General features: G+C 42.3%; 27 protein-coding genes. 12 read left to right on the plus strand and 15 right to left on the minus strand.

The genetic code is table 11. The features are described 5' to 3' along the window. Nucleotides 1–360: 360 nt before the first annotated feature. The 5 genes from rlmKL to rmf all read left to right on the plus strand — a co-directional run bounded on the left by rlmKL (nt 361) and on the right by rmf (nt 6,755). Nucleotides 361–2,487 (plus strand): bifunctional 23S rRNA (guanine(2069)-N(7))-methyltransferase RlmK/23S rRNA (guanine(2445)-N(2))-methyltransferase RlmL, encoded by a 2,127-nt coding sequence (gene rlmKL, locus AC3D28_RS04235; protein ID WP_488535646.1) that lies wholly within the window; start codon nt 361–363, stop codon nt 2,485–2,487. A 66-nt stretch (nt 2,488–2,553) separates the two neighbouring features. Continuing rightward, nucleotides 2,554–2,754 (plus strand): glutaredoxin family protein, encoded by a 201-nt coding sequence (locus AC3D28_RS04240; protein WP_488536049.1) that lies wholly within the window; start codon nt 2,554–2,556, stop codon nt 2,752–2,754. Next, nucleotides 2,732–4,651, plus strand: a complete 1,920-nt coding sequence (locus AC3D28_RS04245; RefSeq protein ID WP_488535647.1) for an ABC transporter ATP-binding protein — start codon at nt 2,732–2,734, stop codon at nt 4,649–4,651. Before AC3D28_RS04240 ends, AC3D28_RS04245 begins: the two co-directional genes overlap by 23 nt. Nucleotides 4,652–4,658: 7 nt before the next feature. Continuing rightward, nucleotides 4,659–6,401 carry a DUF3466 family protein gene (locus tag AC3D28_RS04250; RefSeq protein ID WP_488535648.1) on the plus strand — a complete coding sequence of 581 codons (1,743 nt, stop codon included), beginning with the start codon at nt 4,659–4,661 and terminating at the stop codon, nt 6,399–6,401. Nucleotides 6,402–6,581: 180 nt separating this feature from the next. Next, a complete protein-coding gene (gene rmf, locus AC3D28_RS04255; RefSeq protein ID WP_005377453.1) occupies nt 6,582–6,755 on the plus strand; it encodes a ribosome modulation factor in 174 nt (57 codons plus the stop codon). A gap of 120 nt (nt 6,756–6,875) precedes the next feature. On the opposite strand, the gene fabA is transcribed toward rmf, so the two are convergent. Next, complete coding sequence (gene fabA, locus AC3D28_RS04260; protein WP_098415580.1) at nt 6,876–7,394, minus strand: bifunctional 3-hydroxydecanoyl-ACP dehydratase/trans-2-decenoyl-ACP isomerase; 519 nt, start codon at nt 7,392–7,394, stop codon at nt 6,876–6,878. A 70-nt stretch (nt 7,395–7,464) separates the two neighbouring features. Continuing rightward, nucleotides 7,465–9,105 carry an AAA family ATPase gene (locus AC3D28_RS04265; RefSeq protein ID WP_488535649.1) on the minus strand — a complete coding sequence of 547 codons (1,641 nt, stop codon included), beginning with the start codon at nt 9,103–9,105 and terminating at the stop codon, nt 7,465–7,467. Nucleotides 9,106–9,315: 210 nt separating this feature from the next. Here AC3D28_RS04265 and matP point away from each other — a divergent pair, with 210 nt between their 5' ends. The 4 genes from matP (at nt 9,316) to AC3D28_RS04285 (ending at nt 11,147) form a co-directional block, all read left to right on the plus strand. Further along, nucleotides 9,316–9,765 (plus strand): macrodomain Ter protein MatP, encoded by a 450-nt coding sequence (gene matP / locus AC3D28_RS04270; RefSeq protein ID WP_098415578.1) that lies wholly within the window; start codon nt 9,316–9,318, stop codon nt 9,763–9,765. Between the two features lie 15 nt (nt 9,766–9,780). Next, complete coding sequence (locus AC3D28_RS04275; protein WP_098415577.1) at nt 9,781–10,092, plus strand: DUF3634 family protein; 312 nt, start codon at nt 9,781–9,783, stop codon at nt 10,090–10,092. Nucleotides 10,093–10,210: 118 nt separating this feature from the next. Beyond that, nucleotides 10,211–10,537, plus strand: a complete 327-nt coding sequence (locus AC3D28_RS04280; RefSeq protein ID WP_488535650.1) for a hypothetical protein — start codon at nt 10,211–10,213, stop codon at nt 10,535–10,537. 232 nt (nt 10,538–10,769) lie between these two features. After that, a complete protein-coding gene (locus AC3D28_RS04285) occupies nt 10,770–11,147 on the plus strand; it encodes a phage protein (RefSeq protein ID WP_098415575.1) in 378 nt (125 codons plus the stop codon). Nucleotides 11,148–11,153: 6 nt separating this feature from the next. On the opposite strand, the gene AC3D28_RS04290 is transcribed toward AC3D28_RS04285, so the two are convergent. The 10 genes from AC3D28_RS04290 to AC3D28_RS04335 form a co-directional block, all read right to left on the minus strand. Next, entirely contained in the window at nt 11,154–11,399 is a 246-nt protein-coding gene (locus AC3D28_RS04290) for a hypothetical protein (protein ID WP_488535651.1), read from the minus strand. 405 nt (nt 11,400–11,804) lie between these two features. Continuing rightward, the gene (locus AC3D28_RS04295; protein WP_488535652.1) at nt 11,805–13,157 is read right to left on the minus strand and encodes a secretin N-terminal domain-containing protein; all 1,353 of its coding nucleotides are present in this window, start codon (nt 13,155–13,157) and stop codon (nt 11,805–11,807) included. A gap of 17 nt (nt 13,158–13,174) precedes the next feature. Next, nucleotides 13,175–14,248, minus strand: coding sequence for a zonular occludens toxin domain-containing protein (locus AC3D28_RS04300; protein WP_488535653.1), 1,074 nt, complete (start codon nt 14,246–14,248; stop codon nt 13,175–13,177). Then, the gene (locus tag AC3D28_RS04305) at nt 14,248–14,607 is read right to left on the minus strand and encodes a DUF5455 family protein (protein WP_488535654.1); all 360 of its coding nucleotides are present in this window, start codon (nt 14,605–14,607) and stop codon (nt 14,248–14,250) included. The genes AC3D28_RS04300 and AC3D28_RS04305 overlap by 1 nt, the downstream gene beginning before the upstream one ends. After that, nucleotides 14,607–16,163: a chemotaxis protein gene (locus tag AC3D28_RS04310; RefSeq protein ID WP_488535655.1), complete on the minus strand. Its 1,557-nt coding sequence runs from the start codon at nt 16,161–16,163 to the stop codon at nt 14,607–14,609. The genes AC3D28_RS04305 and AC3D28_RS04310 overlap by 1 nt, the downstream gene beginning before the upstream one ends. Before the next feature lie 77 nt (nt 16,164–16,240). Continuing rightward, a complete protein-coding gene (locus AC3D28_RS04315; protein WP_488535656.1) occupies nt 16,241–16,504 on the minus strand; it encodes a major coat protein in 264 nt (87 codons plus the stop codon). A 265-nt stretch (nt 16,505–16,769) separates the two neighbouring features. Then, nucleotides 16,770–17,075 (minus strand): chemotaxis protein, encoded by a 306-nt coding sequence (locus AC3D28_RS04320; protein WP_488536050.1) that lies wholly within the window; start codon nt 17,073–17,075, stop codon nt 16,770–16,772. Nucleotides 17,076–17,158: 83 nt separating this feature from the next. Continuing rightward, nucleotides 17,159–19,213: a replication endonuclease gene (locus AC3D28_RS04325; protein ID WP_488535657.1), complete on the minus strand. Its 2,055-nt coding sequence runs from the start codon at nt 19,211–19,213 to the stop codon at nt 17,159–17,161. 2 nt (nt 19,214–19,215) lie between these two features. Next, a complete protein-coding gene (locus tag AC3D28_RS04330) occupies nt 19,216–19,542 on the minus strand; it encodes a hypothetical protein (RefSeq protein WP_488535658.1) in 327 nt (108 codons plus the stop codon). A gap of 2 nt (nt 19,543–19,544) precedes the next feature. Beyond that, nucleotides 19,545–19,760 (minus strand): hypothetical protein, encoded by a 216-nt coding sequence (locus tag AC3D28_RS04335; RefSeq protein WP_488535659.1) that lies wholly within the window; start codon nt 19,758–19,760, stop codon nt 19,545–19,547. Nucleotides 19,761–19,944: 184 nt separating this feature from the next. On the opposite strand from AC3D28_RS04335, the gene AC3D28_RS04340 reads away from it, so the two are divergent. Next, a complete protein-coding gene (locus AC3D28_RS04340) occupies nt 19,945–20,301 on the plus strand; it encodes a DUF3693 domain-containing protein (RefSeq protein ID WP_488535660.1) in 357 nt (118 codons plus the stop codon). A gap of 148 nt (nt 20,302–20,449) precedes the next feature. Here the strand turns inward: AC3D28_RS04340 and AC3D28_RS04345 are convergent, their stop codons facing one another. From AC3D28_RS04345 to AC3D28_RS04355, 3 genes are all read right to left on the minus strand, one after another. Further along, on the minus strand, nt 20,450–22,171 hold the full coding sequence (locus AC3D28_RS04345; protein ID WP_488535661.1) for an ATP-binding protein: 1,722 nt from the start codon (nt 22,169–22,171) through the stop codon (nt 20,450–20,452). Next, the gene (locus AC3D28_RS04350) at nt 22,161–23,342 is read right to left on the minus strand and encodes an FIST signal transduction protein (protein ID WP_488535662.1); all 1,182 of its coding nucleotides are present in this window, start codon (nt 23,340–23,342) and stop codon (nt 22,161–22,163) included. The genes AC3D28_RS04345 and AC3D28_RS04350 overlap by 11 nt, the downstream gene beginning before the upstream one ends. Nucleotides 23,343–23,455: 113 nt before the next feature. After that, nucleotides 23,456–23,812, minus strand: a complete 357-nt coding sequence (locus tag AC3D28_RS04355) for a hypothetical protein (protein ID WP_488535663.1) — start codon at nt 23,810–23,812, stop codon at nt 23,456–23,458. A gap of 256 nt (nt 23,813–24,068) precedes the next feature. Here AC3D28_RS04355 and ccoN point away from each other — a divergent pair, with 256 nt between their 5' ends. Both ccoN and ccoO read left to right on the plus strand, forming a co-directional pair. Beyond that, nucleotides 24,069–25,496, plus strand: coding sequence for a cytochrome-c oxidase, cbb3-type subunit I (gene ccoN / locus AC3D28_RS04360; RefSeq protein WP_179885651.1), 1,428 nt, complete (start codon nt 24,069–24,071; stop codon nt 25,494–25,496). Between the two features lie 12 nt (nt 25,497–25,508). Then, a complete protein-coding gene (gene ccoO, locus AC3D28_RS04365; protein WP_098415561.1) occupies nt 25,509–26,129 on the plus strand; it encodes a cytochrome-c oxidase, cbb3-type subunit II in 621 nt (206 codons plus the stop codon).

Here is a 26,129-nt window from a genome sequence, read left to right on the forward strand (position 1 = left end):
TGTAAATATGAAGCTGGTCACTTTTATCTCACTTTTTTCATCTTAATAATTCCTAGGATTAGTCAACGCGACACTTATATTTTCGTCATTTATTCCTCTATATTGAGGAAATGTAAGTAAATTTCACCCACTCAATACTCTTGGTATAGTCCAAGAGTATTGAGAATAAGTATTCACTTCGCTTGCGCCCCTTGAACGTCGTTGATTGTGCAAAAGTGGTGAGAATCAAAAATGTTGAAACTTTCAGATTATAAAACTGGTGAGGGTTTGTTCTAACAGATAGGAAAATGCCTTTAAAAACGAGGCATTGATCCTAAAGTCAGGTATAATTGAAGCCATTTTTATCAGCGAAAGAACACTATGAATCAATATCTCGCGGTAACTTCAAATGGCATGGAAAACTTGCTTGTTGAAGAACTGACTAAACTAGGCATCGAAAATGCGAAACCAGTACAGGCAGGCGTAAAATTTAAAGCGACAAACGAACAAGTTTACCGCTGTTGTTTGTGGAGCCGTTTAGCGTCTCGATTTGTACGTGTTTTATCTGAGTTCACATGTAACAACGACATGGACTTGTATCTATCCACATCCGCGATTAATTGGGTTAATCAATTTCATAGCTCAAAACGCTTTGTTGTGGACTTTAATGGTACAAACCATGAAATTAGAAACAGTCAATACGGGGCGATGAAAGTCAAAGATGGCATCGTAGACTGTTTTGAAAACAAAGGACTACCGCGTCCTAATATCAGTAAAGAAAGCCCCGACGTTAGAGTTCATGTCCGTTTACATAAAGACAAAGCGCTACTTGGTGTAGACATGGTAGGAAGTGGGCTCCACCAACGTGGTTACCGCCCAGAATCCGGTCGAGCACCACTTCGTGAAACGCTTGCCTCTGCGATTATCATGCGCTGTGGTTGGGATGGTCACCAGCCATTACTCGACCCAATGTGCGGCTCGGGTACGCTGCTTATCGAAGCGGCCATGATGGCTGCGAATATGGCGCCTGGCGTTAAGCGTAAACAGTGGGGCTTTGAGGTGTTAGAGGATTTCGAGCCAGAAACGTGGGCTGAGATTAAATCGGAAGCGAGTGTGCAGGCTCGACGCGGCGTCAAAAAAGTTGACGCTAAATTTTATGGCTTTGATAACGATCCTAGAGTTCTTAAAGTCGCACAGGAAAACGCACGCAGAGCGGGTGTTGAAGAGCTGATAGAGTTTGCTCAAGGCGATGCTGCGACCATTACTCGACCAACAGGTTTCGAAAATGGGGTTATCGTTTCGAACCCACCTTATGGTGAACGTTTGGGTACCGAGCCGGGCCTCATAGCATTGTATACTGCATTTGGTGGACAGCTTAAATCTGAGTTCGGTGGCTGCAAAGCCTCGATTTTCTCTAGTTCCGATGAACTACTTAGCTGTTTACGTATGCGCGCTGAGAAACAATTTAAGTTAAATAATGGTGCGTTACCGTGTCACCAAAAAAACTACACAATTGCAGCTCGTAGTATTGAAGAAATCAAAGGAACTGATAATAAGCAAGTTCAAATCGCTCCCGATTTTTCAAACCGTCTTAAAAAGAACATCGGTAAGATTGGTAAATGGGCTCGTAAAGAGAAGCTAGACTGTTACCGAATCTACGATGCAGACTTACCAGAATACAACGTTGCAATTGACGTTTATGGTGATCACATCGTGATTCAAGAGTATGCAGCACCGAAAGATATTCCCGAAGAGAAAGCTAAGCGCCGTTTAACCGATATTATTCGCGCGACTATTCAAGTTACTGGTGTAGAAGCAAACAAAGTCGTACTCAAAGTTCGCGAAAAACAAAAAGGGCGTAGTCAGTACCAAAAATTGGGACAGGTTTCAGAGACATTAGAAGTTCATGAGTATGGTGTGAAGCTGATCGTAAACCTTCATGACTACCTTGATACAGGCCTTTTTCTCGATCATAAAATCACCCGTCGTCGACTTGGTGAAATGGCTCAAGGCAAAGACTTCTTAAACTTGTTTGCTTATACCGGCAGTGCGACAGTCCACGCCGCCGTGGGTGGAGCACGCTCAACAACGACGGTAGATATGTCTAATACCTACCTCAATTGGGCAAAAGACAACATGCAACTTAATGGCTGTGTGGGTCGACAACACCATTATGAACAAGCAGACTGTTTACAATGGTTAGAAGGTGCAAAAGGCGAGTATGACCTTATCTTTATCGACCCGCCTACATTTTCTAACTCAAAACGCATGGAAACATCTTTTGACGTTCAGCGTGACCATATTAAATTAATGACGAATCTAAAACGCCTTTTAAGACAAGGTGGCACGATTGTTTTCTCAAATAACAAACGTCACTTTAAGATGGATGAAGCAGCCCTAGCCGAACTTGGCTTAAAAGCTCAGAATATTTCATCTCAAACGTTGCCATTAGATTTTGCGCGAAATAAGCACATCCACAATTGTTGGTTGGTAACTCACGCAGATTAATAGGTAAAGATAAGGACATTAAAAGTGCTGATATTGTATAGCACAGAGGGATGCCATCTTTGTGAGATGGCATTTACTTTAGTGGAAAAGGCGGGGTTAGGAGAACAAACGGATATTATTGACATTGCGTTTGATGATGATCTATTTTCTCGTTACGGCGTCACGATTCCTGTATTAAAATATCAAGATTCTGAGTTGAACTGGCCGTTCGACTTAGAACAACTTACAAACTGGTTGGAAAATAATGGCATTACTTACCATTCATAATGCACAACTTGCGTTCGGAGATCATCCGTTACTCGACCACGCAGAGTTTGCCTTGCAAGAAAACGAACGAGTCTGTCTAGTCGGCCGAAACGGCGCTGGTAAGTCAACATTAATGAAAGTGCTGGCTGGTGAGATACTTTTAGACGACGGTAAAATTCAGGTCACTCAAGATGTTGTGGTTTCTCGACTGGAACAAGACCCGCCCCTTAATCAAGAAGGCACTGTTTACGAATATGTTTCTGGCGGCTTAACTGAGGTAGGCGAGCAACTTAAGATCTATCACGATCTTTTGGATCTTGTTGCTCAAGATCCAAGTGAGAAAAACATTAACCGTTTAGCGAAGACTCAAGAGCTGCTTGACCATTCTAATGCTTGGCGTTTTGAAGACCGAGTTAAAAATGTACTCGGAGCATTGCAGTTAAGTCCAGAGACCAAATTGAGTGACTTATCCGGTGGCTGGCAGCGTAAAGCCGCCTTGGCGCGTGCTCTTGTTTGTGACCCGGATGTATTGCTTCTGGATGAACCGACGAACCATCTAGACGTTACAACAATCGAATGGTTAGAAAATTTCCTAAAAGATTTTAAAGGTTCAATCATTTTCATCTCTCACGATCGCGCGTTCATCAAATCGATGGCGACACGCATTGTCGATTTAGATCGCGGTCAACTCGCCTCTTTTCCTGGTGATTACGACAATTACTTGATTGAAAAAGAAGAGATGCTTCGAGTCGAAGAAATGCAAAATGCAGAATTTGATAAGAAGTTGGCGCAAGAAGAGGTTTGGATCCGTCAAGGTATTAAAGCTCGTCGTACTCGAAATGAAGGGCGTGTTCGTGCATTGAAAAAACTTCGCGAAGAGCGTTCGAGTCGTCGTGATGTGCAGGGGAAAGTTAATCTAAATATTGATGATGGCTCACGGTCAGGGAAAATTGTTTTTGAAGCTGAAAATATTTCTTTTGCTTACGAAGGCAAAACCATCGTTGACAACTTTAGCTTTAATATCATGCGTGGCGATCGTATCGCACTTGTCGGCCCAAATGGTTGTGGTAAAAGTACAGTACTTAAATTGCTATTAGGTCAGCTAGAACCTCAATCTGGTCGTCTGCATTGCGGTACTAAACTCGACGTCGCGTATTTTGACCAATATCGAGAAATCTTGGATCCAGAAAAAACGGTGCTTGATAACTTGGCTGATGGTAAACAAGAAGTGATGGTTGGCGGGCGTCAACGTCATGCGCTAAGTTACCTTCAGGATTTCTTATTCGCCCCCAAACGCGCAAGAACACCGGTTAAAGCGCTGTCTGGCGGTGAAAAAAACCGTTTGTTGTTGGCTCGTATCTTATTGAAGCCAAACAACTTACTTATTCTAGACGAACCAACCAACGATTTGGATATCGAAACGTTGGAACTTTTAGAAGAAATGCTTGCCAACTATCATGGTACGTTATTGCTAGTAAGCCACGACCGAGAATTTGTTGATAATACGGTGACTACAAGCTGGATCTTCGAGGGCAACGGAATAATTGAAGAGTTTGTCGGCGGTTATCACGATGCAAGACAACAGCGCGAGCAAGCGAGAGCTGTTCGTCAATCGGTTGAAAAAACAACGAAAAATGAGAAAGTGGTTGAGGAAACTCCCAAAACAGCCCAACCTAAGAACAACACAAAGAAGTTATCATATAAGCTGCAAAGAGAATTAGAAGCTCTACCAGCTAAACTTGAACAATTAGAGTCGGATATTGAGAGCCTACAGGAGCAAGTGAACAACCCAGAGTTCTTCGCAAAACCTGTAGAACAGACTCAACCGGTATTGGAACAACTTGCTGCGCTAGAGCAGGAGTTGGAAATCGCATTCGAGAGATGGGAAGAACTCGAAGCAACGCAACAGGATAGTTAATATTTCAATGAATTGTAGTAATAAATTCAAATTGACCGCCATTGCGATAATGGTTGGCACCACAATGAATGCACATGCGGCATTGTATCAAGTTGTTGAGGTTTTACCTCAGGATCATGGCTCAAACGGTGACTACCAAACGGCTTACGGCGTTGCAATTCAGCAAGGTGATGCGGGTACAGATCCTTCAACAGGTTCACCTTTCACTTTAGGCTGCTTTGATGCTGCAGCGAACTGTACACCAGAGCAATTTAAACTAGCGCTTGAGACTCGTACAACGCCGATATCGGCAACGCAAGCAGTCGATGGTAACAGCTACCGTGAAGAAATCCCGTTTGCCATGGACGCGGGCTTTTATAACATAGAAGAGTTTGACGATTTTGAAAGTTATTGCTTCAACCAACTTGGTTACTCCACTTGTGAATCTTGGGCTGCAGTAAACTGGGCGCCTTGGAACAAAGAGCTAAATAAAGATTTCACTTCTAACGCATTAGCTTTTGTAGAAGGCAATGCTGACGCCTACACGAATGAATATAACAATGTTATTAATCATCTAACAGAAAGCGGCGCAGCGATTGGTAATCAAAGCGTTGTTAGCACATCAGACTCATCAACACTGGAAACACGAAATAGAGTTGTTTCGCCTATTAAGCCAAATATTCTCAGCCAAGCAAGTGTTGTACAAAGCCACGCGTGGAATACAGACGGTACCTTTACAGTAGGTAGTGTTTCCAGAACAGCAAGCAATACAAATGGCTCGCATCACACCTCAAAAGCTGCAATTTGGGATGCAAGTGGAAATGTCAGTGAAATAGCTTGGCCAAGTAAAAGTGCTAAAGACGGTGAAAAGCTTGCCCAAGGCAGTATGCGTGACCTTGTCACTGTACGTGATGATGTTACTGACAAGATTAAAGCCATCTATGGTGTGGGTTACAATACCTATGCTGATGAAAACTATTTAAACGCGACTGTCTTTGTTGCAACAGCGGACGATCAAGGTTCAGTTGCAAACTCAGTTTGGGAAAGCAAAGTTGTTGTAGGTGCAAGACAACGTGAGGGGGGGGATACTATTCACTCAAACTCACGCTTAACGAATGTCAACTCAAACTTTGTCGCGATCGGCGAGGCGAAACGAAGAATCGCTACTGCTGGTGCTTATCCAAATCGGTTGTTTATCGTAGATGATGTACGAGATACTTTAAACGCATTTTATCCAACCACTGGTATTTTCTTCAATGGCGCCGGCGGTAAGATGGGTGGGATTAACGCGTACAATGAAATCGTCGGTCAACTAGACGCTGAGACTACTCGTGAGGACGATGGAAAGCCGCGCCGTAAACGTGGTTTTATCTATCCATATGACTCAACAGGAACTGTAGCAGAGCGCAAAGCTATTTTTGATAATAGAGCATGGTTCTTAGATGATTTGACCAACGGTGGTGACCAATCCGAAGCAAATAACCAATTCCGTATCATTGACGCAACAGATATTAACGACGCTGGCGTTATTTCTGCTACCGCGATTAAGTGCGAAGGAGGGTATGACAGTACTGCGCATAACTCTTTGTGTAAAAGCGGTGAAGCGAATGCCGAGAAAGTAGTCGCGGTCAAACTGCTTCCGATACTTGGTGCAGATAAAGCAGATATTCGTTCTCGTTCTTTTGAACAAACAACGTCTGAACGTCAAGGCGCTGGACTTGATTGGTTGGCTTTGACCATGCTTGGATTGTTTGGGTTCCGTAGAAAATAGTCAAAGAATCGTCAGTAATTTTTAAATCAAGCAGAGGCTCACACATTTGAGCCTCTGCTTTTTTTGTGCCTTGAGAAAATACGTAATCTGATCGATTCTTATAGATGGAGTCATAAAAACTCCATCAAAGTTTCACTAAACAGCTTTACTTAGTAAATGGACCTGTATGAGGAATTAACTATGAAGAGACAAAAGCGTGATCGCCTAGAGCGAGCTCAATCTCAAGGCTATAAGGCAGGGTTGAATGGAAGGTCTCAAGAGGCTTGCCCGTATCAACAAGTTGATGCTCGGTCATATTGGTTAGGTGGTTGGCGTGATGCCAGAGATGAAAGACAATCTGGTCTCTACAAATAACTCTCCACATACAAATATAAGGATTCAAAAAGGCTCTCAGGAGCCTTTTTTACTCTTCTACAAAACTAAAAAAGACTCCCAGAGAGAGTCTTTCAAAAGATATTGAGTACTTATTGATAATTAAAAGTTTGAAGTATCTTGGAACAAGCCGACTTTCAAATCTTTGGCAACGTAAATCTCTTTACCATCAACATATACATGGCCATCAGCCAAACCCATCACTAATTTACGATTCACGACGCGCTTCATGTGGATTTCATAGGTCACTTTTTTCGCCGTTGGTAGTATCTGACCAGTAAACTTCACTTCGCCAACGCCTAATGCACGGCCTTTGCCTTTACCGCCAACCCAACCAAGGAAGAAACCAACAAGCTGCCACATTGCATCTAAACCAAGACAACCAGGCATTACTGGGTCACCAGGGAAATGGCAATCAAAAAACCAAAGATCTGGAGTAATATCCAATTCAGCTAAAATCAAGCCTTTACCAAAATCACCTTCAGTCTCGGACATTTTAGCAATACGGTCCATCATTAGCATATTCGGTGCAGGAAGCTGCGGGTATCCAGGGCCGAACAGCTCACCTTGGCTCGAAGCAAGAAGATCATCACGGTTGTAAGAATCACGTTTGTTTTGCATTATCAATTACTCCAAATTTTGACAGGTGCATCTTAGTGAACACGTGTACGCTAGACAACTCCGATCAGTACTAAACAAACCAGTTTTTGATGCGTTGCACAATTCCTTCTGTATGCTCATGTCTTTCAAAACTTTCAATACGTTCAGCAATTTTTCCAATAATGCTGTCGTCTTCACCTCTAAATGGTTTACCCATAATAATAGGAATGGCTTCGTCAACGGTAGAAACTGACCATATATGGAACTCGCCACTCTTGATACTTTCTATTACATCTTTATGTAAAGCAAGATGCTTGAGGTTGCTGGTTGGCATGACCACACCTTGGTTCCTAGTAAAACCTTGATGCTTACAGACCTGATAGAAGCCTTCAATTTTCTCGTTCAACCCTCCAACAGCTTGTACTCGTCCAAATTGATCGACAGCGCCGGTTACAGCAATTTGTTGATTAACAGGGGATGCTGATAAAGCACTGACCAAACAACATAACTCCGCAAGGGATGCACTATCACCATCGACTTCACTGTACGATTGCTCGAACACAATAGAGGCAGAGTAAGGTAACGGTTCGTCCAGCTTGAGCGCAGAGCTTAGGAATGCCTGCATAATCATCATGCCTTTGGCGTGCAAATTACCACCAAGCTCAGCTTTACGTTCAACGTCGGAAACATCACCGTCACCAAAGTGAATAACGCATGAAATACGTGCAGGTTCACCATAAGAAACTGGGTGACCTGACATATCAACCACCGTTAAGCCATTAATTTGTCCGACTTGTTCACCTGTTGTTTCTATAATCACTTGCCCGTCAAGAATGTCGTAAACAGCACGTTGTGGCAGGTATGATTCACGGTAATACTTGTCATCAATCGCTCTATCTATCGCGTCATAATCAAGCTCTTCATTTGAACTGTACTGACTCGCAAGACTCAATAATTGACAGTGCCACATTACCCCCAAAGGAAGATAATGTTGGTCTTCGGTATAACGCATTCCAGCCAAAAGCAATCTTTTAAATGCGCTGTCATCCAAACTTGGTAAGCAATACTCGGAACATATCCAGTTAACGAGACTAAGGTAATCAGCTAAGTTTTGTTGCGATAAGTGAATATCTTCCTCTACTTCTGTATACATAGTGAAACCTGAGCGGAAGTCTTCATCAATATACTCAAGCTCTGCCAACTGGCTTCTTTCTCCGGTTACGATAAGCTTGACATCATAGCGACATGACGAAATCGGAGAAGACGCAAGACGAGTAGGGCTCAAATTCAATGGATCGATGGGATGCTTTTGAACTGCTGATTTAATATTGGGCCAATATCCCGGATTAGCTAAAATTAAATTTGCAGGTACGATCAAATAACCATTGTCGGCTTTGGAAAGCAGCCCTGACTGGAAAACAGTCTCACCGTTTTCACCTACGCTATAGCGATCAAATAGAAGTTTGGCATCAAGAGATTCTGTGGTGACTACCGGCAATGAGGTTTCATTCTTTACAGAATCGCTTATAAAATCTCGGTATATAGAATTGTCCACACAATTGATAAGTAAAACACGTGTTAAACCGAAAATTTTTGAAAATCGCGATATTGTCGCCGCCATTCTCGGTTGAAGGTCTACAAATGTCTTTTTAGGTAGTGTACGAGTTGATTTTAAAAGCGTTTCGTATTGTTCGAGCGAAGGAGTAACGTCTTGCCAGTTAAGTTGGTTCATTAAAATTCATCATAATTCAATATTGCTACCATTATAACGAAATGAGCATTAACTCCCTAGCACCAATTTACGCTATCTAAAATGAAGAATACTCGGTGAATAAGGCTTAGACAAATAAGTGATCAGCATCGATACTTCTAATGTATTTGTTTGCCGAACTTCAACATCTGAGTTACGCTGTCACTAGGCTATCTTTGTAGGTGGAAACAGATGAAATATCAGCAGCTTGAAAATTTAGAGTGCGGGTGGAAATGGAAATACTTGATAAACAAATGGAAGGATGGGGAGGCTATTACTCGCCACATTGACACCAGTGCAGCCGAGTCTGCCGTTGCAGAGTTAAAGCGCCTAGAGCACGAACCTACACTTGTACTGGCCTGGATAGAAAACCATATGTCAGAAGAGATAGAGAACAAACTCAAACAGGCTATTCGTGCAAAAAGGAAGCGCCATTTCAACGCAGAACAAGTTCATACCAAGAAGAAATCCATAGATTTGGATTACAGGGTATGGGAAAAGCTTTCTAGTAGAGCAAATGAACTGGGATGTACGCTCTCTGATGCCATTGAATACTTACTTTCCGAGGCTTCAAGAAGCGAAAAAGCGAGCCAGAAAGTTACCTCTATCAAAGAAGATTTAAGTAAGTTGCTATCCAATTAGGTTAGGGAGCGTCATATGTTATACGTAATTTTAATTGCTGCTATTGTGATATTTTGGTTAATTGCGGTTGATCGACCGATACTCAAAGTATCTTTTGATAACGGGCACATTAGTAAAATAAAAGGGCACTTACCGCCATCATTTAAGCATAACCTAAAAGATATCGGTGAGCATAATCCGTTTACTGGCAAGATGAAAGTGTACAACCAGCGGACAGGGATGAGATTGGTGTTTTGTAAAAATGTACCTAAAAAAGTCCAGCAAAAAATTAGAAACGTTTTCCCTCATCAAGGATTTAAAGCAAGCAAAGGAAAGAAGCGCGCTTAATCTACATATCAATTACTGTACAGTGTTAAATGGGACGCAATGTTGCGTCCCATTTTCGTATTCATAGATAAGATAATTAAGATAGAAGACTCAATTGGATAATATAAATGGAATGAAAATGCGCTACGTTGTAACTTTAATAATTTTATTTTTTGTTAGCACGTCGCCAATAGCTTTAGCTGACGATGCGGAAACGAACCCTTTGGCGAAAAAAATCAAAACGAAACTCCAAAGAAAAGTGAGTAATAAATTCGACGATTATCAAGGCTACTGCGATGTTATGATAGAAATGGAGCACAAGAGTAAGAAAGCAGCCATAAAGCGAGTAACTAGCAATGGCGACAAAAAAGTATGTCGATATGTAAAATCTAACTTAAAGGTAGGAAAACGCTATCGCTATAATTTCCCAGAAAAGTATATTCGATTACACATATCTTCTAATTAATACATATCTAATCGTTCTCGATTTAAGAGCTTATAGAAACGGAATACACAAACACGGCTTTAAAGTTGATGATTGGTTCTAATCATCGTTATGATGAAAAGGTAGCAAAAGCCAAATATGGCCTAACTAATCTGGTCTTCTGACCCTTATGCCAAGTACGCATTATGTCACCTTATGTTGAATAATCATCAACTTACGTTATATACCAATTCGTTTAATAAACGAGGCGTATATGACAAACTTTCGAAAAATGAACAAGAATTACATTTTTCGTGAATTCGAATGCGGATTAAGCATAGAAGAGACGGCAAAACTTTGTTTTAAAAGTGTGACAACTGTCAAGAAATGGGACAAGGGGCAGAGCATACCGCCAGAGTGTAAACGATTGATGAGAATGACTAGTGGGAGGGAACTAGCCACCTCCGAGGACTGGGAGCTTTTCAAAATGCATAAAAACACATTAGAACTACCAACGGGGCAATTTGTTACAGCGCAACAAATACTAACGGGAATAGCACTACTTGAACTAGGGGCAGAACCTGATTTGATGATCGCAAAAGAGATCATGAAATACGTCAGAGCACTAATGAAAATAAAAAAAGGGCACTAAGCCCCTTTATTCAATTTCAGAGAGCGCGCTAAAAGCTGAAACGTACCTGTTAACTTTACTACGCAAATCATAAAGTTCACGCTGTAGACGCTCTCTTCTTTCCTTTTCATCTTTATACATCTGTTCATACCTTATAGCAGTATAACCACCTTCGATAAGAGCTTTTGATTTTGTTGATTGACGTGTCAATGAAGACAAGGTGGATAGCATTTCCTCATGCTTTTCTGTATCTCGAATTGTAATAGCCATCATTTTCCCTTTCTGCAGAATTTGCCTGGACAAGTAATGATAGCATTTTTAATCGATCGAGCCAGGTAAAAAATGGGTTAATGATAGCAAAAATAGTTTTGTTCCAGGAATACCGGTTCGCAATATGATAGCAAAACTCGCTAACGCTCAAACACTGGCGCGTTACACTTGCAGATACACGGAGAGAGTTGATAGTTCCGTGGAATTTACCCCCGTAATACACGCTTGAACTGCCAACAGGAAAAATGGTTACACCTCAAGAGATATTAACCGGAATAGCCTTACTTGAAATTCAATCACCGAGTGACAGAAATACAATGTCGAAATTAGTGAAATACGCTAGATGCATTGCGAAATTAAAAAAGAAATGAGCCAAAAAAAAGCCCTTAAAGGGCTTTTTTTTATTGGTTAAAGTATTGTTGTTCGTATCGTTACTTTAAGTTCTTTATCGACCGTATTGGTCTTTTCTGACCGAAATAGAGCACCAAGTAAAGGTACATCCATTAAGACTGGCACACCGCTTACCGAGTCGCGCTGCTCTTGGGAAATCAAACCACCTAAAGAGATCGTTTGGCGGTCTTTAACCTTGACCACTGTTTGCAGTGTTCGCGTATTGGTGATGATGTCGGATGCGATAGAGGAATCTGTTACCGAGTCGGACTTTTGCATTATCTGCAACACAACATGGTCACCAATCACATGCGGTACTACCTCAAGTGATACACCCACATCTTTACGTTCGATTTGCTGGACTCGATTACCGCCGTCAGTGACCTCAGACGAAGTGAGAAACGGCACGTTCTGACCAACCGTGATATAACCGCGCTCCCTATCCATAATGAACATGTTTGGTCGTGATAAGAGCTTAGTATTCTGATTTTTTGATACAGCTTTGATAAGCGCATTAAAATCACCGCCCTCATAGAAAAGAAGGTTATCAACGGCTTTCTTGATTGCTGTAGGCCGAGAAACAAAGCCAGCCTCACTCAGTGCTAAGTCCATATTTACGCCGACTTCCTGAGAGTCACCTAGCTCAGTTTCGGTAATTACTGCCTCGATAAAGACTTGCTTTTGTGGCCTATCAATACCTTTGATGAGCACATCAATGTGCTTCAATTGGTTCTTAGAGCCAGTCACGATAATGCTATTTGTGGTCGGTAGCACCTCAACCTTGTAATTCTTAATCGCTTTGTTGTTCAGCGTTTGATTCTGAGTTGCAGTAAGCATCGAAGAAATCAAATCAACAACCTTGGTATTTCGAACATTCTCAAAAAAGTACAGCTTTACTTGTGAGGGTTCAAACGTCTCCACCTTGTTAGCATCGGCAATGATGGTAAAAACGTCGTGGTCATGCGTAAGCTCGTAACCGTGCGCACGAAGCACGGAAAGGAAAAAGGCTGGATAGTCCTCATCTTTTAAATCCGGTGCGGTAAAGCTGACCTCACCAGTGACACCTTGACCAAGCACCACGGTGTTCCCAGTATGAACCGAGAACCAAGATGCAAAGTCTCCAATCGGTGTGTTTTTTGCCTCAAAGGGCGCAGAGCTTGCGGCAAAAGCAGGTGAACCGAATAGGGCGCACGTAAGCAGTAAAGCGGTAATGCTGGATGTGGAAAAGTTGGAACAAGCCGTTGTTTGTTTCTCAACTTTACCACAGCGCATGATTAGTAATGTGCGCGTAAGCAGTGAGCCTACGGCGCAATAAGATTCTTTTTGTTTTTTTGAAAGAAAAGATATGAGTTTTGCGATTATCCATGACATAAAACGCACCTTATTCCCTAGCACATGACTTTAAATGATTGACCGTTGCCACTAACCGTAATGGAGCAAGAGCCGTTAGATTGAGCCGTGTAGCCCTTTACGTAGAGTTGCGAAGACGAAAGGCGTACATCGTCCTTAACCAATACAAAAGACGGGGCGACATTTGGGGGATTCATTGACGATTCGATTCGATAGCCGTCGAGCAAGTCACTCAATGACTCGCGAGGTACCGCCGTTTGAGTCGTTTCGGGTTCCGTCGACATGTTCGGCGTGCCAACTAAGGTAAACACCGCAAACGAGACGGCGACACCTGCCGCAAACACACTGAATCGAGAGTATTTACGGAGATAGATTTTCGTAATGCGCATGATATTTCTCAACGTATACGGGACAGTGTAACGTCCGTGGGTATAATAAGGCGGTAATAATGAATAAACGCCGTCCTCATAGTTATTCCTAAACATCTGCTTAGTGTCGTAAGAGCTATACAAGTCCGTACCCCAAAGCATCCATTTATCAACGGTGAGTGAGTTCGCATTGTCACCATACTTGACGATTCCGACGTGTAACTTGGGCATTTTTAACTTGAGTTGACCGAGCGTCAAAACGGACACCGCAGTGGAGACGATAGGGACTTGAAGACGGTCTAAGCGGCGACAAAATACAGTGTGTTCAGCCAGTGCGAGACGTGCTTGTTTATCAACAATCGAAATATCTTGAACGATGAAAATGACATCCCAACCAAGCTTTCGAATATGTAAAAGGTGATCAATTAACTTTTGTCGATTTTTGTCGTTCCATGTGCGCGAGTTGAACCACGTTCCGCACTCGTCAAGTACAATCAAGCCGTCTTTTTTGGTGTCATAGCTTTTGTTTGCAGAGCCAATCACAAACAAATCTTCCACTTCAGGTTTGTCAGGAAGGCGATAAAGGCGAGTATTGCGCTTATCGCGTCCAAGCATTTCTTTCAAGTTAATATCGAGGTTTGTCGCCACAGGCACACCGCGAAGAAATGCTTCGCGAATTTTACCGACTGCCGTTAGCGTTTTACCTGAGCCGAGCTTTCCCGTAACAAAATAGACCGATGCCATTATGCCGCCCTCACAATCGCGTAAAACTTCCATTCCCACACCCAACGCAGAAGACGCGCCGAGTAAATAGCACTCACGCAAGGAATCGCATTGTTAGGGATAAACATACCCGCCGCTTGTGACCAAAACGGGGGTGTAATGTAAGAGAGCCCAGTCGCAAGCGTATAAATGGCAAGAGTTAGCGCGAGCGTTAGACCAATCAAGAGAGTAAGAATCACCAAGTTAATCGTGACATTGCGCGCTTTCGCAATGAAGAACCAACCAAACAATGTCGTCGCTATTTGTGCAATAAACGCGACTAAAGCAGGTAAACGCAATGCGGCAGAAATGCCTGAAACAATAGGTAACAGCTGAATCATTAATAATATCTCCCCGAACTTGGTTTATTACTTGGAACTGGCGTCACTTCAGTGAGCAATATTTCAACGAGCGTTTTAATCGTGTAGATGTAAATAAGAATGGAGAGAATCATTTTTAACTTATGAGAGAACTCACAAGAAATTGAAACGCTACCACCGTTGAGAGTTGGTAAAGAAAGCCGCATACATTCGCTAGGTTGTGGAAGCAAATTAATAAATGAATCGGAAACAGCGGTAATATGCGCCTCAGAATCAGCCGTAATATTCTTTTCTAACAAATCATTTGCCGCACCAACAACCGTCGACTCATAAGAGCCTAAAGCACCGGAAACAGTGGAATCAGCCTGAGTTAATACGTCACCTAAAAAGTTACTATTCAAGCCATGAGGGTTTTCACAGTATCTATTCTCAGGAGTGGGGACACATGGTTTTAAATCGTCTAATTTATCCGAAAGCTGACCAAAACCTTGCTCGTTGGTTTCCTGCAAATCGCCAAGGTCGCTAGACAGTTGACCAAACCCATTATTTAATAAGTTATTCGCAGACGTAAGCAATCCATTGGTTTTATTACCCACCGCCGTTAAAGTACTTGATTGGTCATCAATAGAATTTGCAACATGATTAGCACCTTCAACTATCGTTTGGGTATTTAAATCGGTTGATAATTTCAGCGCATCCAGAGCGGATTTTGTTTCCGCTTGGTTTTTATTTAAATCGTTATTAATACTCGTTAATTGTTTGTTCAAATCCTCATTGATGGACTTTATAGCAGCAAGAGAATCGGGAGTATCTTCGACATCAGGTTGCGGTTTATCAGGTTTTGGATTGCCAGAACCGCCGCCGTCCGGTTTGGTTGGGTCATTCAAATCACCACCAGATGGAGGTGAAATATCAGTATCACCGGAGCATTCAGGCCAGTTAGGTGAAAAAATCGTACAAGACTCAGGTGGAGGCACATCACACCAGTTATTTTCTGGTGAACAACACATCCCGTATTCTGGATTCCAATCAGGATGAGTTTCATCACATTTATTTTCATCATCCAGACAAGCAGGAAAAGAGGGAGAACCAGGTTCGCAAGTTTCAGGGGGAGGTGCATCACAAAACATTTCTAAATTTTCATCAACATTAGAACAGGAAACATCAGCAGTAAAACCATTTCCCATAACTAGACAAGATTGACGAAAATCATCCATTTGCTGGATGGTTTCGGGACGGTCGCAAAAAGGAAGGGGAGGCTCAACGTCGGCTAAATAAAAATGATTGCGTGAATTTCTTGTAGAGTTTAATTTAGTACAAGTCGAACCTGCATCAGAATAAGTATCATATTTAAGTTCAATATAACTCCCCCTATCAGTACCACCCGTAACTATAGCATTGCGCCATGAGCTAGAAATGCCTTTCAAGCAACTACCGGAAATAGTAGATATATAATGTGATGGACTATCAAAATAAGAGCCAGAATAAGGGCCGGATGTGATTTGTATACCAGAAAAAGCACTAAACGAAACACTCATAAGAACAACAAGTAACGCAATGCTTTGTTTAATACTCATTTGCAAACCTTTCTTGTAAAAAATAACGCCCCCATTCGGAGGCGTTGACCAATGGGTGTATAAAGCAACAATTAAAATTAAGTTGCTTTGTTTGCACCTTTCTTGAATAGCTTGATGCCAATAAAGCCAACCGTTAATGGAACAGCGATACCCCAAGTTGAAGCGAGCATGTCAGTAACGTAAGTACCTAAACTAGTAAACGCTGTGGCTGCCTCTTCCGGTAAAGCCGCATGTGCACCAGAAGCCGCCGTTAGAAGTGCACCACCAAATGCCGTACGTTTTGCTGTTACTACTGCGCCAGCCTTAACCATTGCTGCGCGTACTTTGCTTTGCTTTTCCATAGTTTATTTCCTATATGTTGTTTATGAAGTTGAAACCTCAGCCGCTTTCTTGAATCCGAGAATGTGGAAACCAATCGACAAGCCAAGGATAAACGCTGTCGCGAAACAGCCGAGCATGAACTCTGTTGACAGCATTTATCTTTGCCCTCCGACAATCCAACCGAGCGCAACTAACAAAAAGCAAATGCCTAAGAACACCATCAACTGAAAGTTATCGAGTCGAGCCATTAGCTCTGAAAATTGCGTCTCGGTCATGATTTAGCCCTTACTTTTCGTTGAGTTGAGGTAGGGCGTAAAGGTGGAAACCGTCGATAGAGACGTGTTTACCCTCATCGTTACCAAAGCTGAATTTCTTGTGTTCCACATCAAACATCATGCGATTACCCACACAGCGCTTGAGCAGCTCACCTGCTTTACCGTTTTGCCAAAGTTCAGGAGAAACACGCACTTCAATGGTGTCCGTTGGGTTGGTCGTGATAAGACGCAGCTTGCCGTTTTGCTTTTGTTCGCCGTTACGGTCTGTTTTGGTTTCTTGAACGATGTCCGAAGCATCTAGAATTAAACCTTCCATTCTCATAGTGTTTTGCCCTTATTTTTACGTTGTTTGTTAGTTAATTAAGAAAGCGGGAGTTATTGACACAAGTCCAAGGGAAATTAATGCATCATGTCGGGCGGGGCTGCGCCCACCAAACACGACGCATTAATTTCCTGAGGGTCAGTGAGCAACAGCGCTTCCATTTCGTCATAGAGCGCTAGGTGTTTTTCGTATTGCTCGTAAAGGTCGTCATACATACGCTCGTATTCTTTTTCACGTTCTAGCGCGTCGAAGTAATCGACCACGTTAGACATGATGCCTTGTTGAGCACGGATGAATTGCTCTTTGTTCTCGGTCTTCCAAGTACGGAAGCGAGTCGCGATAAAAATCTTATGGAACATCAAGCCATTCAAACGCGCTTGAGCCATATCGCCGTAGCGAGTCGATGAGTATTCACCGCCCGAAGCAATCAGTTTTTCGATAGAGGTTGAAACGGAGTATTCCGCTTTTACTGGTTGGTCTTTGCGCTTAACGAACACACCACCCATTGCGTAACAAAACGCCTTCCAGTCGCCCTCATCAGCAGAGCGGCGAACCTTTTCTAATAGAAAGTGTTCGTCTTGAGATAAATCTGTTAACAAAGCATCGTCCTCTTTGAATTCATCACGAAGACGACGAAACTCACGCCATACCGTGACAGATGGACCACCAATAAATTGAAATTGACGAATTTGATTCACTCGCGCCCAAGTTACGACACGTTCCGCCGCATCCGAGCCAGACAAAGACGAATCTTTGTCTGAATCAATATGTTGACCGTCGATGTTTTTGCTCAGGTATTTAGCGACATAACCAACGGCTGAACCTTGCGACCAGTCGATAACTTCCGCTTTGAAGCGGTATTTTGTTGCGCCTTTTTCGTCAGGAGAATCAGCCATAGCAAGACGACGAAACTCAGACGTCACAAATTTGCGTGCGGATTTCTCCATGAACAACAACAAGTGGTGATGCGGTGTGCCGTCTTGGTGAGGCTCGACAATGCGCATCCCGTAAACCTTGATTTTTTTCTTCGCAAGGACTCTTCCGAGAGATTGCCAAACACCCATCAAATGATGATGAGCCGTTTTAGCGTCAGGCTTGCCAGCCTCAAGCCATTTCGGGTTGATGTCGCCTTTAGAAACAGAGTGAAAACGAGACGGAGCCGTGACCGTGAAGAACACCGCATCGTGATTCGACTCTTGAGCGATTTCCTCAAAGCCACGCAGACGAACAAACATTTCAGCGCGACGAATCTCAGGGTTAGAAACCGACTTAGCGGATAGCTCACTGAGTGTGAAGTAGTTAGACGGGTCAGCTTCATCGTAAGCAATCGTGTTTTCTAGCGCGATACGGTTAGACGTATTGCGGTCACGTTGACGGCTTAGAGAAAAATCCGAGCAGTAAACTTGCTTACGGCGTTGAACAAGCGCTAAATCTCGCGCAGCACATTCAACCTCGTAAGCACATTTACGACGCAGTTGACGAACAAGCCAATGCTCATCAAGTGCACGGTTCACCAACGCGAAAAGCTCACAGTTGTTTTCTGCGTATTGAATTTGCTCAGGTGAGAATGCCAAGCCTAATGAATCAAGAAGCTGACACGCTTTATCAAAACGCGCTTGTGATTCTTCAAGCGGAATCGCACTTAACACACGAGAAAAATCACGTGATTTGCGCTTAGCTAGATTGGTAATTTGCTCATCAGACATAGCGTAGCTGTAGCCGTGCTCAGTCAAACGGGTGTGAGCATCATTAACGGCGCGAGCCGCTTCTAAAGCGTTGCGCGTTTTCAGAATGTCGGTGTAAGCGCGTGTCATGTGTCGAGTGAAATCACCGTGACGTTTGATAGAAAAGAATAAATCACACGGCGAACCGCTTTTCTCAAGACGATAAGAAACATCCCTAGATGGAATAAGCATTGAACGAGAAACATTAAAGTCCAACTCGATTTGTTCGTGATAAGTTGGCGGCGGCGTCCAGTGCTCAGGGTAGGGATTACGTGTGTGGTCGACGTACTCAAAACGATGGTCGAATAAGTTGTCAGGAATGTGCTCACAAGAAGCCCAAGAATGGACAGGAACAAAATCAATCCATTCCTGTTTACCTGATGCCAAATCAATAACAAGTTCACGCATGATTAAAACTCACCAACAAAAGCGGCAGTTTCATCAACAAGATTAAAACGAAACGTCCCATCAGAAAAAAACTCGCGAAGCAATCGAACATCATCACCAGATTCAAGTCGTAGAATGACGTGCTCAGCAAAACAAGAAATGTATTCAATAAAACTTTCTGCGGTGAAATCAGTTGGTGAAAGGCTAGGAACGAGAGTTAATTGAGGTTCACAATCAAATTCAAAATCAAAAACAATATCAAAATCACTACAATCGACAGCGACAAAAACTTGAGATAAATCCGAACCGGATTCTTTTAAAAGAGTTTTACAGTTTCCGACGGTTAACATAATTACACCTCCGCCTTTAAAGACTTAATGACCGAAAGTGATTTCTTTACATCACCAACAACGCCAGCATTTATAATTTTTGCTGCATCGGTATCACAAGAAGGACAGCCACAAAACTGACCACCACAAGAACAAAATTCTTCCTCAATATGACGAGCAACTGTAAATGGAAGAACATTAAGACAATCTTGACAGAGAACGTATTTAACTTGAGACATAACAACCACCTTGACCAGTTGAGAGCGACCGCCAAAGCCAAGCGCGAAAGCGTCAAGGGCAAACGCCCCAAGCTGAGGCGGTCTTAATTACGATTTGTCGTAAGTGTAATTACGGATTTTCGTAATTACTAGATGCGAATTTCCGTAACTAATAAGCTAAAATCAAAAAAACGGAGGTAGTCCCATGTATCAAAGTGAGCTGTTAGATGCCTACAAAAAGGCGAAAAACTACGTACAAGACAAGCAAATCGCACATGATTTGAATGTAAACGCGTCCAGAATCAGCGAAATGCGAAAAGGAAGACGCTATATATCTGATTCAGAAGCAGTTTTTCTAGCGGAGAATTCAGGAATTGACCCAGAGATAGCTTTGTTGGGATGTCACGCTGATCGCAACGAAAATCCACACATAAAAGGAATGTGGGAAAACATTGCAAAAAAGTTTAACGGGCTAGGATTGCCAAGTATTTCAATGCTTTATGGAGTGTTTTCACTGACCAATTTAGAGCAGCTCAAGTGCGCATTATGTATATTATGTTAAGTAATGAATAAATGAGTTTCACTTAACACACCTAGCTTAACCCCCTCCGCTCAGTGCTCCGAAGAGCAATTAAACATAATCGTTATTTACCATAAAATACTTAATATAGCTCTTAATAATCTATCGATTGTTAAGAGCTATATTAATGCTATTCACAAGACTGTATTGCGTTGAAGATATCTTGCCTTCGAACTGGCTTTGAAATGAAGTTGTTCATTCCGGCTTCTAAACATTTATCGCGGTCACTTTCTAAAGCATGTGCCGTTAACGCAATGATTGGAACCTGAATTCCTTTTTCACGAATTAACTTTGTTGCAGTAATACCATCCATTACCGGCATAGATACATCCATAAAAATAATATCAACCAAATTGCTGTTTTCTTCTAAGAACGTTAATGCTTCTTCGCCATGGTTTGCAATATGTACGTTATGACCAAGCTTACTTAAGATCAACTTTATGACCAACTGGTTGGACTCGGTATCTTCTACCACAAGAAGATCCATTGCTTTATTTGGTTGGTTAGGCTCTATTTTAACGGGACGACACTGATTATTCCTAGTTAGAACAGGAACTGTTATCGTGAATGTAGAGCCTACACTTTCTTCACTCTCAACTTGTATTGTTCCTCGCATCATCTCGACAAGGTGTTTTGTTATTGCTAGGCCTAATCCTGTCCCACCGAAACGTCTGGTTATTGATCTGTCACCCTGATAAAACGCCGTGAACAGATATTCCAATTTCGTTTTAGAAATACCAATACCAGTATCCGAAATGGTTACAATGAGCTCGTCATCTTGCTCAGAAACAGAAATGTTCACCGTGCCAAAATCGGTAAATTTAATCGCGTTACCAATCAAGTTAAAAAGGATTTGAGAGAGTCTTGTTGAATCAATCCAAAATTGTTTATCGTGTGAAACGGTGCAGCGAAATTCAAAATGAAGGTTCTTTTTCTTGGCCATTTGTTTTTGTTGAGACACAACAAAAGTGACAGTGTCTTTTAAGCTTATCCACTGTTCATTTAACTGGAAACTGCCTGACTCAATTTTGGATAAATCGAGTATGTCACTTATTATCGCCAGAAGTAATTCTGCTGAGCACTCCATTTGGCTAAGTGCGTCAATTTGCTCTTCTGATAACGTTGATTGCCTTAATATATCGAACATTCCAAGCACAGAGTTTAGAGGGGTACGTATTTCATGGCTCATCATTGCTAAAAACTCAGATTTGGAACGATTAGCGAACACGGCCTCTTCTCTTGCCTTAGCAAGCTGAGTTGTCCTCACCTCGACGATACGCTGTAACCTTTCTTTAGTTTCAATATCGATGACAGCGCGTTCGATTAAGGGTCTAAATCGCCTAAGCGTTTCTTTTTGTTCGATACTGAAGTGCCCTTTCTGAGCACCAACCAATAAGATAACAGTTTGTGTTACTTCAGAGCGAAGACCTGTTAAAACAACTGAATTGACGTGGCTTTTGACGAAGCTATTTAAATTAGCAAACTCATCTATTTTTGTTGGCTCAAATAGCAAGATACACTCACCATTCAGAGCCCTATCCATTACGTCACCTTGTAACCAATTAACCGAGTCAAACACGCTATTCGTCGTTATTAAGGTTTTGAATGGATAGTGTTCACCATCACGTGTAAGTACAATAAAGTCGTCGAAACTGATGTACTTCTTAAAAACGTTGGTTAATTCGGTAAATATCTCATTAATATTTTTGGCTTTGCTCATCGCAGATATTGCAGAGAGAATCGCTTTATTCTCTTCCACAAGTAACCGCTCTCTTTGCCTAGCTTGCTTGAGATCGACTAACGCCTCTTGCAACGCTTCCTGTTGAAATATATCGATGTATTTATCTTTCATAAGGTCTATGGAAGATTGCTGATGATATCATCAAGTTTCCGTGTCCATTTTCACCACCAATGAATCTCCCTTGCTCACCAAAGGTAAACGGGCAAATAAAAGGTAGGTGTTCTAGTTCCTGATTAATTTGTTCGCAGACGCTGTTTATGTCTTGCATTAAGTGCAACATAGGGCCTGCGCAGAAGATGCTTATCACACCTATTTTTCGAGATTCTTCTAACTTTTGATTGAAGGCTGCATTTACAACTTTGGCGGGACGCGCTACTAAGTGATCACGGCTCCCTTTCATTAGAGTCAGTTCTTCTCCCTCTTCTATTCTTGTAAAGAGTTCGATTCCACCATCATGGGTCTCGCGAATAGGATGGGATAATTTGTAGTATGGTCGTTCGTAAAGGTAACCTGCCACACGACCTAGCGGGTATGCGCTGGAGTTAGTAAATAAAAGGTCATCTTGATTTGTCTGATTATCTTGATGACTGGTCCACTTTCTATAAATATCTAACGCTGGGTGATGGTCAATCTCAAGTAAGCATCTATCATTAGTTTTGGTTGCTATCCCTTTGATATTTGTAGGTATGTGCCCTGCGCTGAAAGCGATATCGACAGGCTGGGAAGAGTAAAAAAGAGTGACGCTAATGCCCGATGTTTGATGACCTTGAGCAGTGATAACTGACCATTTACCTTCAATGTTATTATCTGCAGCAGAGCCGCCGATAATAGGAATAAGCGTGCCAAACCTCTCATCAATAGCTTCTATAATTGACTCTTCTTGACCTGGAGTTGCATGGAGAAGGATCAAGTTCGGTACTTCGCCGATTCGACCTGCACTCTTAAGCGCCATATCCAACGCAAAAGAGACGCTGTCACTTATGTTGTCTTTGGAAATCCCCGTACCATAAGCATGTGACTCTGAATCATAAATAGCAAACGCCGCAATAACGGGGCCAGAGTGAAATCCCTCCTCCGTCATAACGGCTTGGCAAGAGCTTGCGCCATGGAAAGGTACTCTAGGAAAATACTTGAGAAAAGCTTCACGAATGGACTTAAAATCATACTCTTCTGTGTAGTAAAGCAAGACATACGACAAGCTTGCCTGAGTCAATTCAGAACGAAGTTTGTCGATAGCTAAATGTTCATCGATGATATGAGTAAAAACTGTTTGGCAATGCATACGCTTTTATAATTGAATATCACGCTGTTGTTATACCATTCCGATCAATTTTCATTAAGTAAGACGGTATGTATTTCATCAAAAAGTTACAATTATCTCGTGGCAGTTCTGATTTAGAGCTGAACGACAATAATGTTTTTGTCTTTTTTAAAGCTAATTTTATTAGATTCCGAAATAGAACCCCATTTAATATGTTGGTCGGTTTCGCTAAGAACAACATATTCACCAGATTGATTTTGATCAACTTTCAGAGTGCTACTTTTTATCGTTTCGATCGAAATACCTGATGAGTCACGATTAATCGTGATTTTTTCTTCTCCAATTGTTACATCACATCGCTCTTTTTGTGAACAGTCGATGGTATTGATGGTCTCGTGTGTAAAGGTCCGCCAGAAAAAGGCTCCGATTAAAACACTGAGCATGATTAAGATTTGTGCAAGTCGCGCCTTTGTTAACTTTTGTGCCGGCATAATTACTAATATCCTTGTTACAAACTTCAAACTTTTTAAATAAAAAATGATTTCCAGAGGCCCTGTAAGGTTACTACCCTGTCATTGAATTGTTAATTCAAGTATAGTGCCATGCTGAAAATGCCACTTTTTATCAAAGTCAGCAATAGAAATAAGGTGATGATAACACTTAAATTCTTGAGTTTACTTGGGTGGTGTTACGACGCAAGTCGTGTTGAAAGTAAAGTGTAGTTAATTAGAAATTGGAAGCATGCAAATGAGCCAAGTAAAGCAGCTTGAACAAAACTACAACTATACAGTCGTTCGCCAATTTACCCTTGTGACCATTTTATGGGGCATAGTTGGTATGGCTGTTGGTGTTTTGATTGCCGCTCAATTAGTTTGGCCACAGCTAAACTTTGATACGCCGTGGTTGACGTACAGTCGTTTACGTCCGCTGCATACTAATGCGGTAATTTTTGCGTTTGGTACAAGTGCTCTGTTCGCAACGTCTTATTACGTTGTACAGCGTACATGCCAAACACGTCTTTTTGGTGGCCCACTCGTTGCCTTCACCTTTTGGGGTTGGCAAGCAATCATCCTGGCAGCCGCCATTACTTTGCCTCTCGGTTTAACATCGGGGAAAGAATATGCTGAGCTAGAATGGCCTATTGATATCGCAATTGCGTTAGTGTGGGTATCTTATGCGGTGGTGTTCTTCGGCACTCTGGTGAAACGAAATACGTCACATATTTATGTGGCAAACTGGTTCTTCGGCGCCTTTATTATCACGGTTGCAGTACTTCACATCGTGAACAGTATGGCTATCCCTGTTTCCCTTGGTAAGTCTTACTCGATTTACTCTGGCGCTGTGGATGCAATGGTTCAATGGTGGTATGGACACAACGCGGTCGGTTTCCTACTCACCGCTGGTTTCCTAGGTATGATGTACTACTTCGTTCCTAAGCAAGCTGAACGTCCTGTTTATTCTTACCGCTTATCTATCGTTCACTTTTGGGCATTGATCTCATTATACATTTGGGCTGGCCCTCACCACCTTCATTACACTGCACTACCAGACTGGACTCAGTCTCTAGGTATGGTGATGTCGTTAGTTTTATTTGCTCCATCTTGGGGTGGTATGATCAACGGTATAATGACGCTGTCTGGTGCGTGGCATAAGCTTCGGTATGACCCTATCTTACGTTTCCTAATTGTTTCATTGTCATTCTATGGAATGTCTACCTTTGAAGGTCCAATGATGTCGATTAAGACGGTTAACGCACTTTCTCACTACACAGACTGGACCATTGGTCATGTTCACTCTGGTGCGTTAGGTTGGGTTGCGATGGTTTCTATCGGCTCTGTATATCACTTAGTTCCTCGCCTATTTGGTCAAGGACGCATGTATTCAGTAGGCCTAGTTAACGTACATTTCTGGTTAGCGACAATTGGTACTGTGCTTTACATCGTTGCGATGTGGATCTCTGGTGTAATGCAAGGTCTGATGTGGCGCGCGGTTAACTCTGACGGCACGTTAACTTATAGCTTTGTTGAGTCTGTAGAAGCATCTTATCCGTTCTACTTTGTGCGTTTTTTGGGTGGTTTCATCTTCCTATCTGGTATGTTCCTAATGGCATACAACACGTACAAGACAGTAAGTGCACCTAAAGAAAGCCTAAAAGCTATTCCGCATCCGGCATAAGGAGATTTAAGAATGAGTAATAATTCTAATAATCGCCATGAAATTCTAGAACGTAATGTCGGTTTGTTGGCTATTTTTATTGTTTTTGCTATCAGTTGGGGTGCGCTAGTAGAAATCACTCCGCTGATTTTCCAAAAACAAACAACAGAGAGCGTAGAGAATTTACGTGTCTACACTCCTCTGGAAATGGAAGGTCGTGATATCTACATCCGTGAAGGTTGTAACGTATGTCACAGCCAAATGGTTCGCCCTTTCCGTTCAGAAACGGAGCGTTACGGTCATTACTCGGTAGCGGGTGAAAGTGTTTGGGAACATCCATTCCTGTGGGGTTCTAAGCGTACAGGTCCGGATTTAGCTCGTGTTGGTGGTCGTTATTCTGATGAATGGCACCGCGTTCACCTGCTTGATCCGCGAGAACTCGTACCAGAATCAAACATGCCAGGTTTCCCTTGGTTGGCTGAAAACGTACTAGATGGCAAGCTGACGCAGAAGAAACTTGAGGTGTTCCGCGACCAATTCGGCGTTCCATACAAAGATGAACAGATCGCGAATGCGGCTAAAGAAGTAGAAGGTAAAACAGAGATGGATGCAATCATCGCTTATCTTCAGTCTCTTGGTCATGCAATGAAGTAA

The organism is Vibrio sp. TAP-3B (assembly GCF_057784735.1).

Bases quoted from the DNA above. Each gene is read 5' to 3' on its own strand.
- AC3D28_RS04350 (WP_488535662.1), bottom strand. From the start codon at position 23,342: ATGCATTGCCAAACAGTTTTTACTCATATCATCGATGAACATTTAGCT.
- AC3D28_RS04250 (WP_488535648.1), top strand. From the start codon at position 4,659: ATGAATTGTAGTAATAAATTCAAATTGACCGCCATTGCGATAATGGTT.
- matP (WP_098415578.1), top strand. From the start codon at position 9,316: ATGAAATATCAGCAGCTTGAAAATTTAGAGTGCGGGTGGAAATGGAAA.
- ccoO (WP_098415561.1), top strand. From the start codon at position 25,509: ATGAGTAATAATTCTAATAATCGCCATGAAATTCTAGAACGTAATGTC.
- AC3D28_RS04310 (WP_488535655.1), bottom strand. From the start codon at position 16,163: ATGAGTATTAAACAAAGCATTGCGTTACTTGTTGTTCTTATGAGTGTT.
- AC3D28_RS04245 (WP_488535647.1), top strand. From the start codon at position 2,732: ATGGCATTACTTACCATTCATAATGCACAACTTGCGTTCGGAGATCAT.
- AC3D28_RS04335 (WP_488535659.1), bottom strand. From the start codon at position 19,760: ATGTCTCAAGTTAAATACGTTCTCTGTCAAGATTGTCTTAATGTTCTT.
- AC3D28_RS04295 (WP_488535652.1), bottom strand. From the start codon at position 13,157: ATGTCATGGATAATCGCAAAACTCATATCTTTTCTTTCAAAAAAACAA.
- AC3D28_RS04345 (WP_488535661.1), bottom strand. From the start codon at position 22,171: ATGAAAGATAAATACATCGATATATTTCAACAGGAAGCGTTGCAAGAG.
- rmf (WP_005377453.1), top strand. From the start codon at position 6,582: ATGAAGAGACAAAAGCGTGATCGCCTAGAGCGAGCTCAATCTCAAGGC.
- rlmKL (WP_488535646.1), top strand. From the start codon at position 361: ATGAATCAATATCTCGCGGTAACTTCAAATGGCATGGAAAACTTGCTT.
- AC3D28_RS04280 (WP_488535650.1), top strand. From the start codon at position 10,211: ATGCGCTACGTTGTAACTTTAATAATTTTATTTTTTGTTAGCACGTCG.
- AC3D28_RS04265 (WP_488535649.1), bottom strand. From the start codon at position 9,105: ATGAACCAACTTAACTGGCAAGACGTTACTCCTTCGCTCGAACAATAC.
- AC3D28_RS04320 (WP_488536050.1), bottom strand. From the start codon at position 17,075: ATGGAAGGTTTAATTCTAGATGCTTCGGACATCGTTCAAGAAACCAAA.
- AC3D28_RS04330 (WP_488535658.1), bottom strand. From the start codon at position 19,542: ATGTTAACCGTCGGAAACTGTAAAACTCTTTTAAAAGAATCCGGTTCG.
- AC3D28_RS04275 (WP_098415577.1), top strand. From the start codon at position 9,781: ATGTTATACGTAATTTTAATTGCTGCTATTGTGATATTTTGGTTAATT.
- AC3D28_RS04240 (WP_488536049.1), top strand. From the start codon at position 2,554: ATGGCATTTACTTTAGTGGAAAAGGCGGGGTTAGGAGAACAAACGGAT.
- AC3D28_RS04290 (WP_488535651.1), bottom strand. From the start codon at position 11,399: ATGATGGCTATTACAATTCGAGATACAGAAAAGCATGAGGAAATGCTA.
- AC3D28_RS04300 (WP_488535653.1), bottom strand. From the start codon at position 14,248: ATGGCATCGGTCTATTTTGTTACGGGAAAGCTCGGCTCAGGTAAAACG.
- ccoN (WP_179885651.1), top strand. From the start codon at position 24,069: ATGAGCCAAGTAAAGCAGCTTGAACAAAACTACAACTATACAGTCGTT.
- AC3D28_RS04285 (WP_098415575.1), top strand. From the start codon at position 10,770: ATGACAAACTTTCGAAAAATGAACAAGAATTACATTTTTCGTGAATTC.
- AC3D28_RS04340 (WP_488535660.1), top strand. From the start codon at position 19,945: ATGTATCAAAGTGAGCTGTTAGATGCCTACAAAAAGGCGAAAAACTAC.
- AC3D28_RS04325 (WP_488535657.1), bottom strand. From the start codon at position 19,213: ATGCGTGAACTTGTTATTGATTTGGCATCAGGTAAACAGGAATGGATT.
- fabA (WP_098415580.1), bottom strand. From the start codon at position 7,394: ATGCAAAACAAACGTGATTCTTACAACCGTGATGATCTTCTTGCTTCG.
- AC3D28_RS04355 (WP_488535663.1), bottom strand. From the start codon at position 23,812: ATGCCGGCACAAAAGTTAACAAAGGCGCGACTTGCACAAATCTTAATC.
- AC3D28_RS04305 (WP_488535654.1), bottom strand. From the start codon at position 14,607: ATGATTCAGCTGTTACCTATTGTTTCAGGCATTTCTGCCGCATTGCGT.
- AC3D28_RS04315 (WP_488535656.1), bottom strand. From the start codon at position 16,504: ATGGAAAAGCAAAGCAAAGTACGCGCAGCAATGGTTAAGGCTGGCGCA.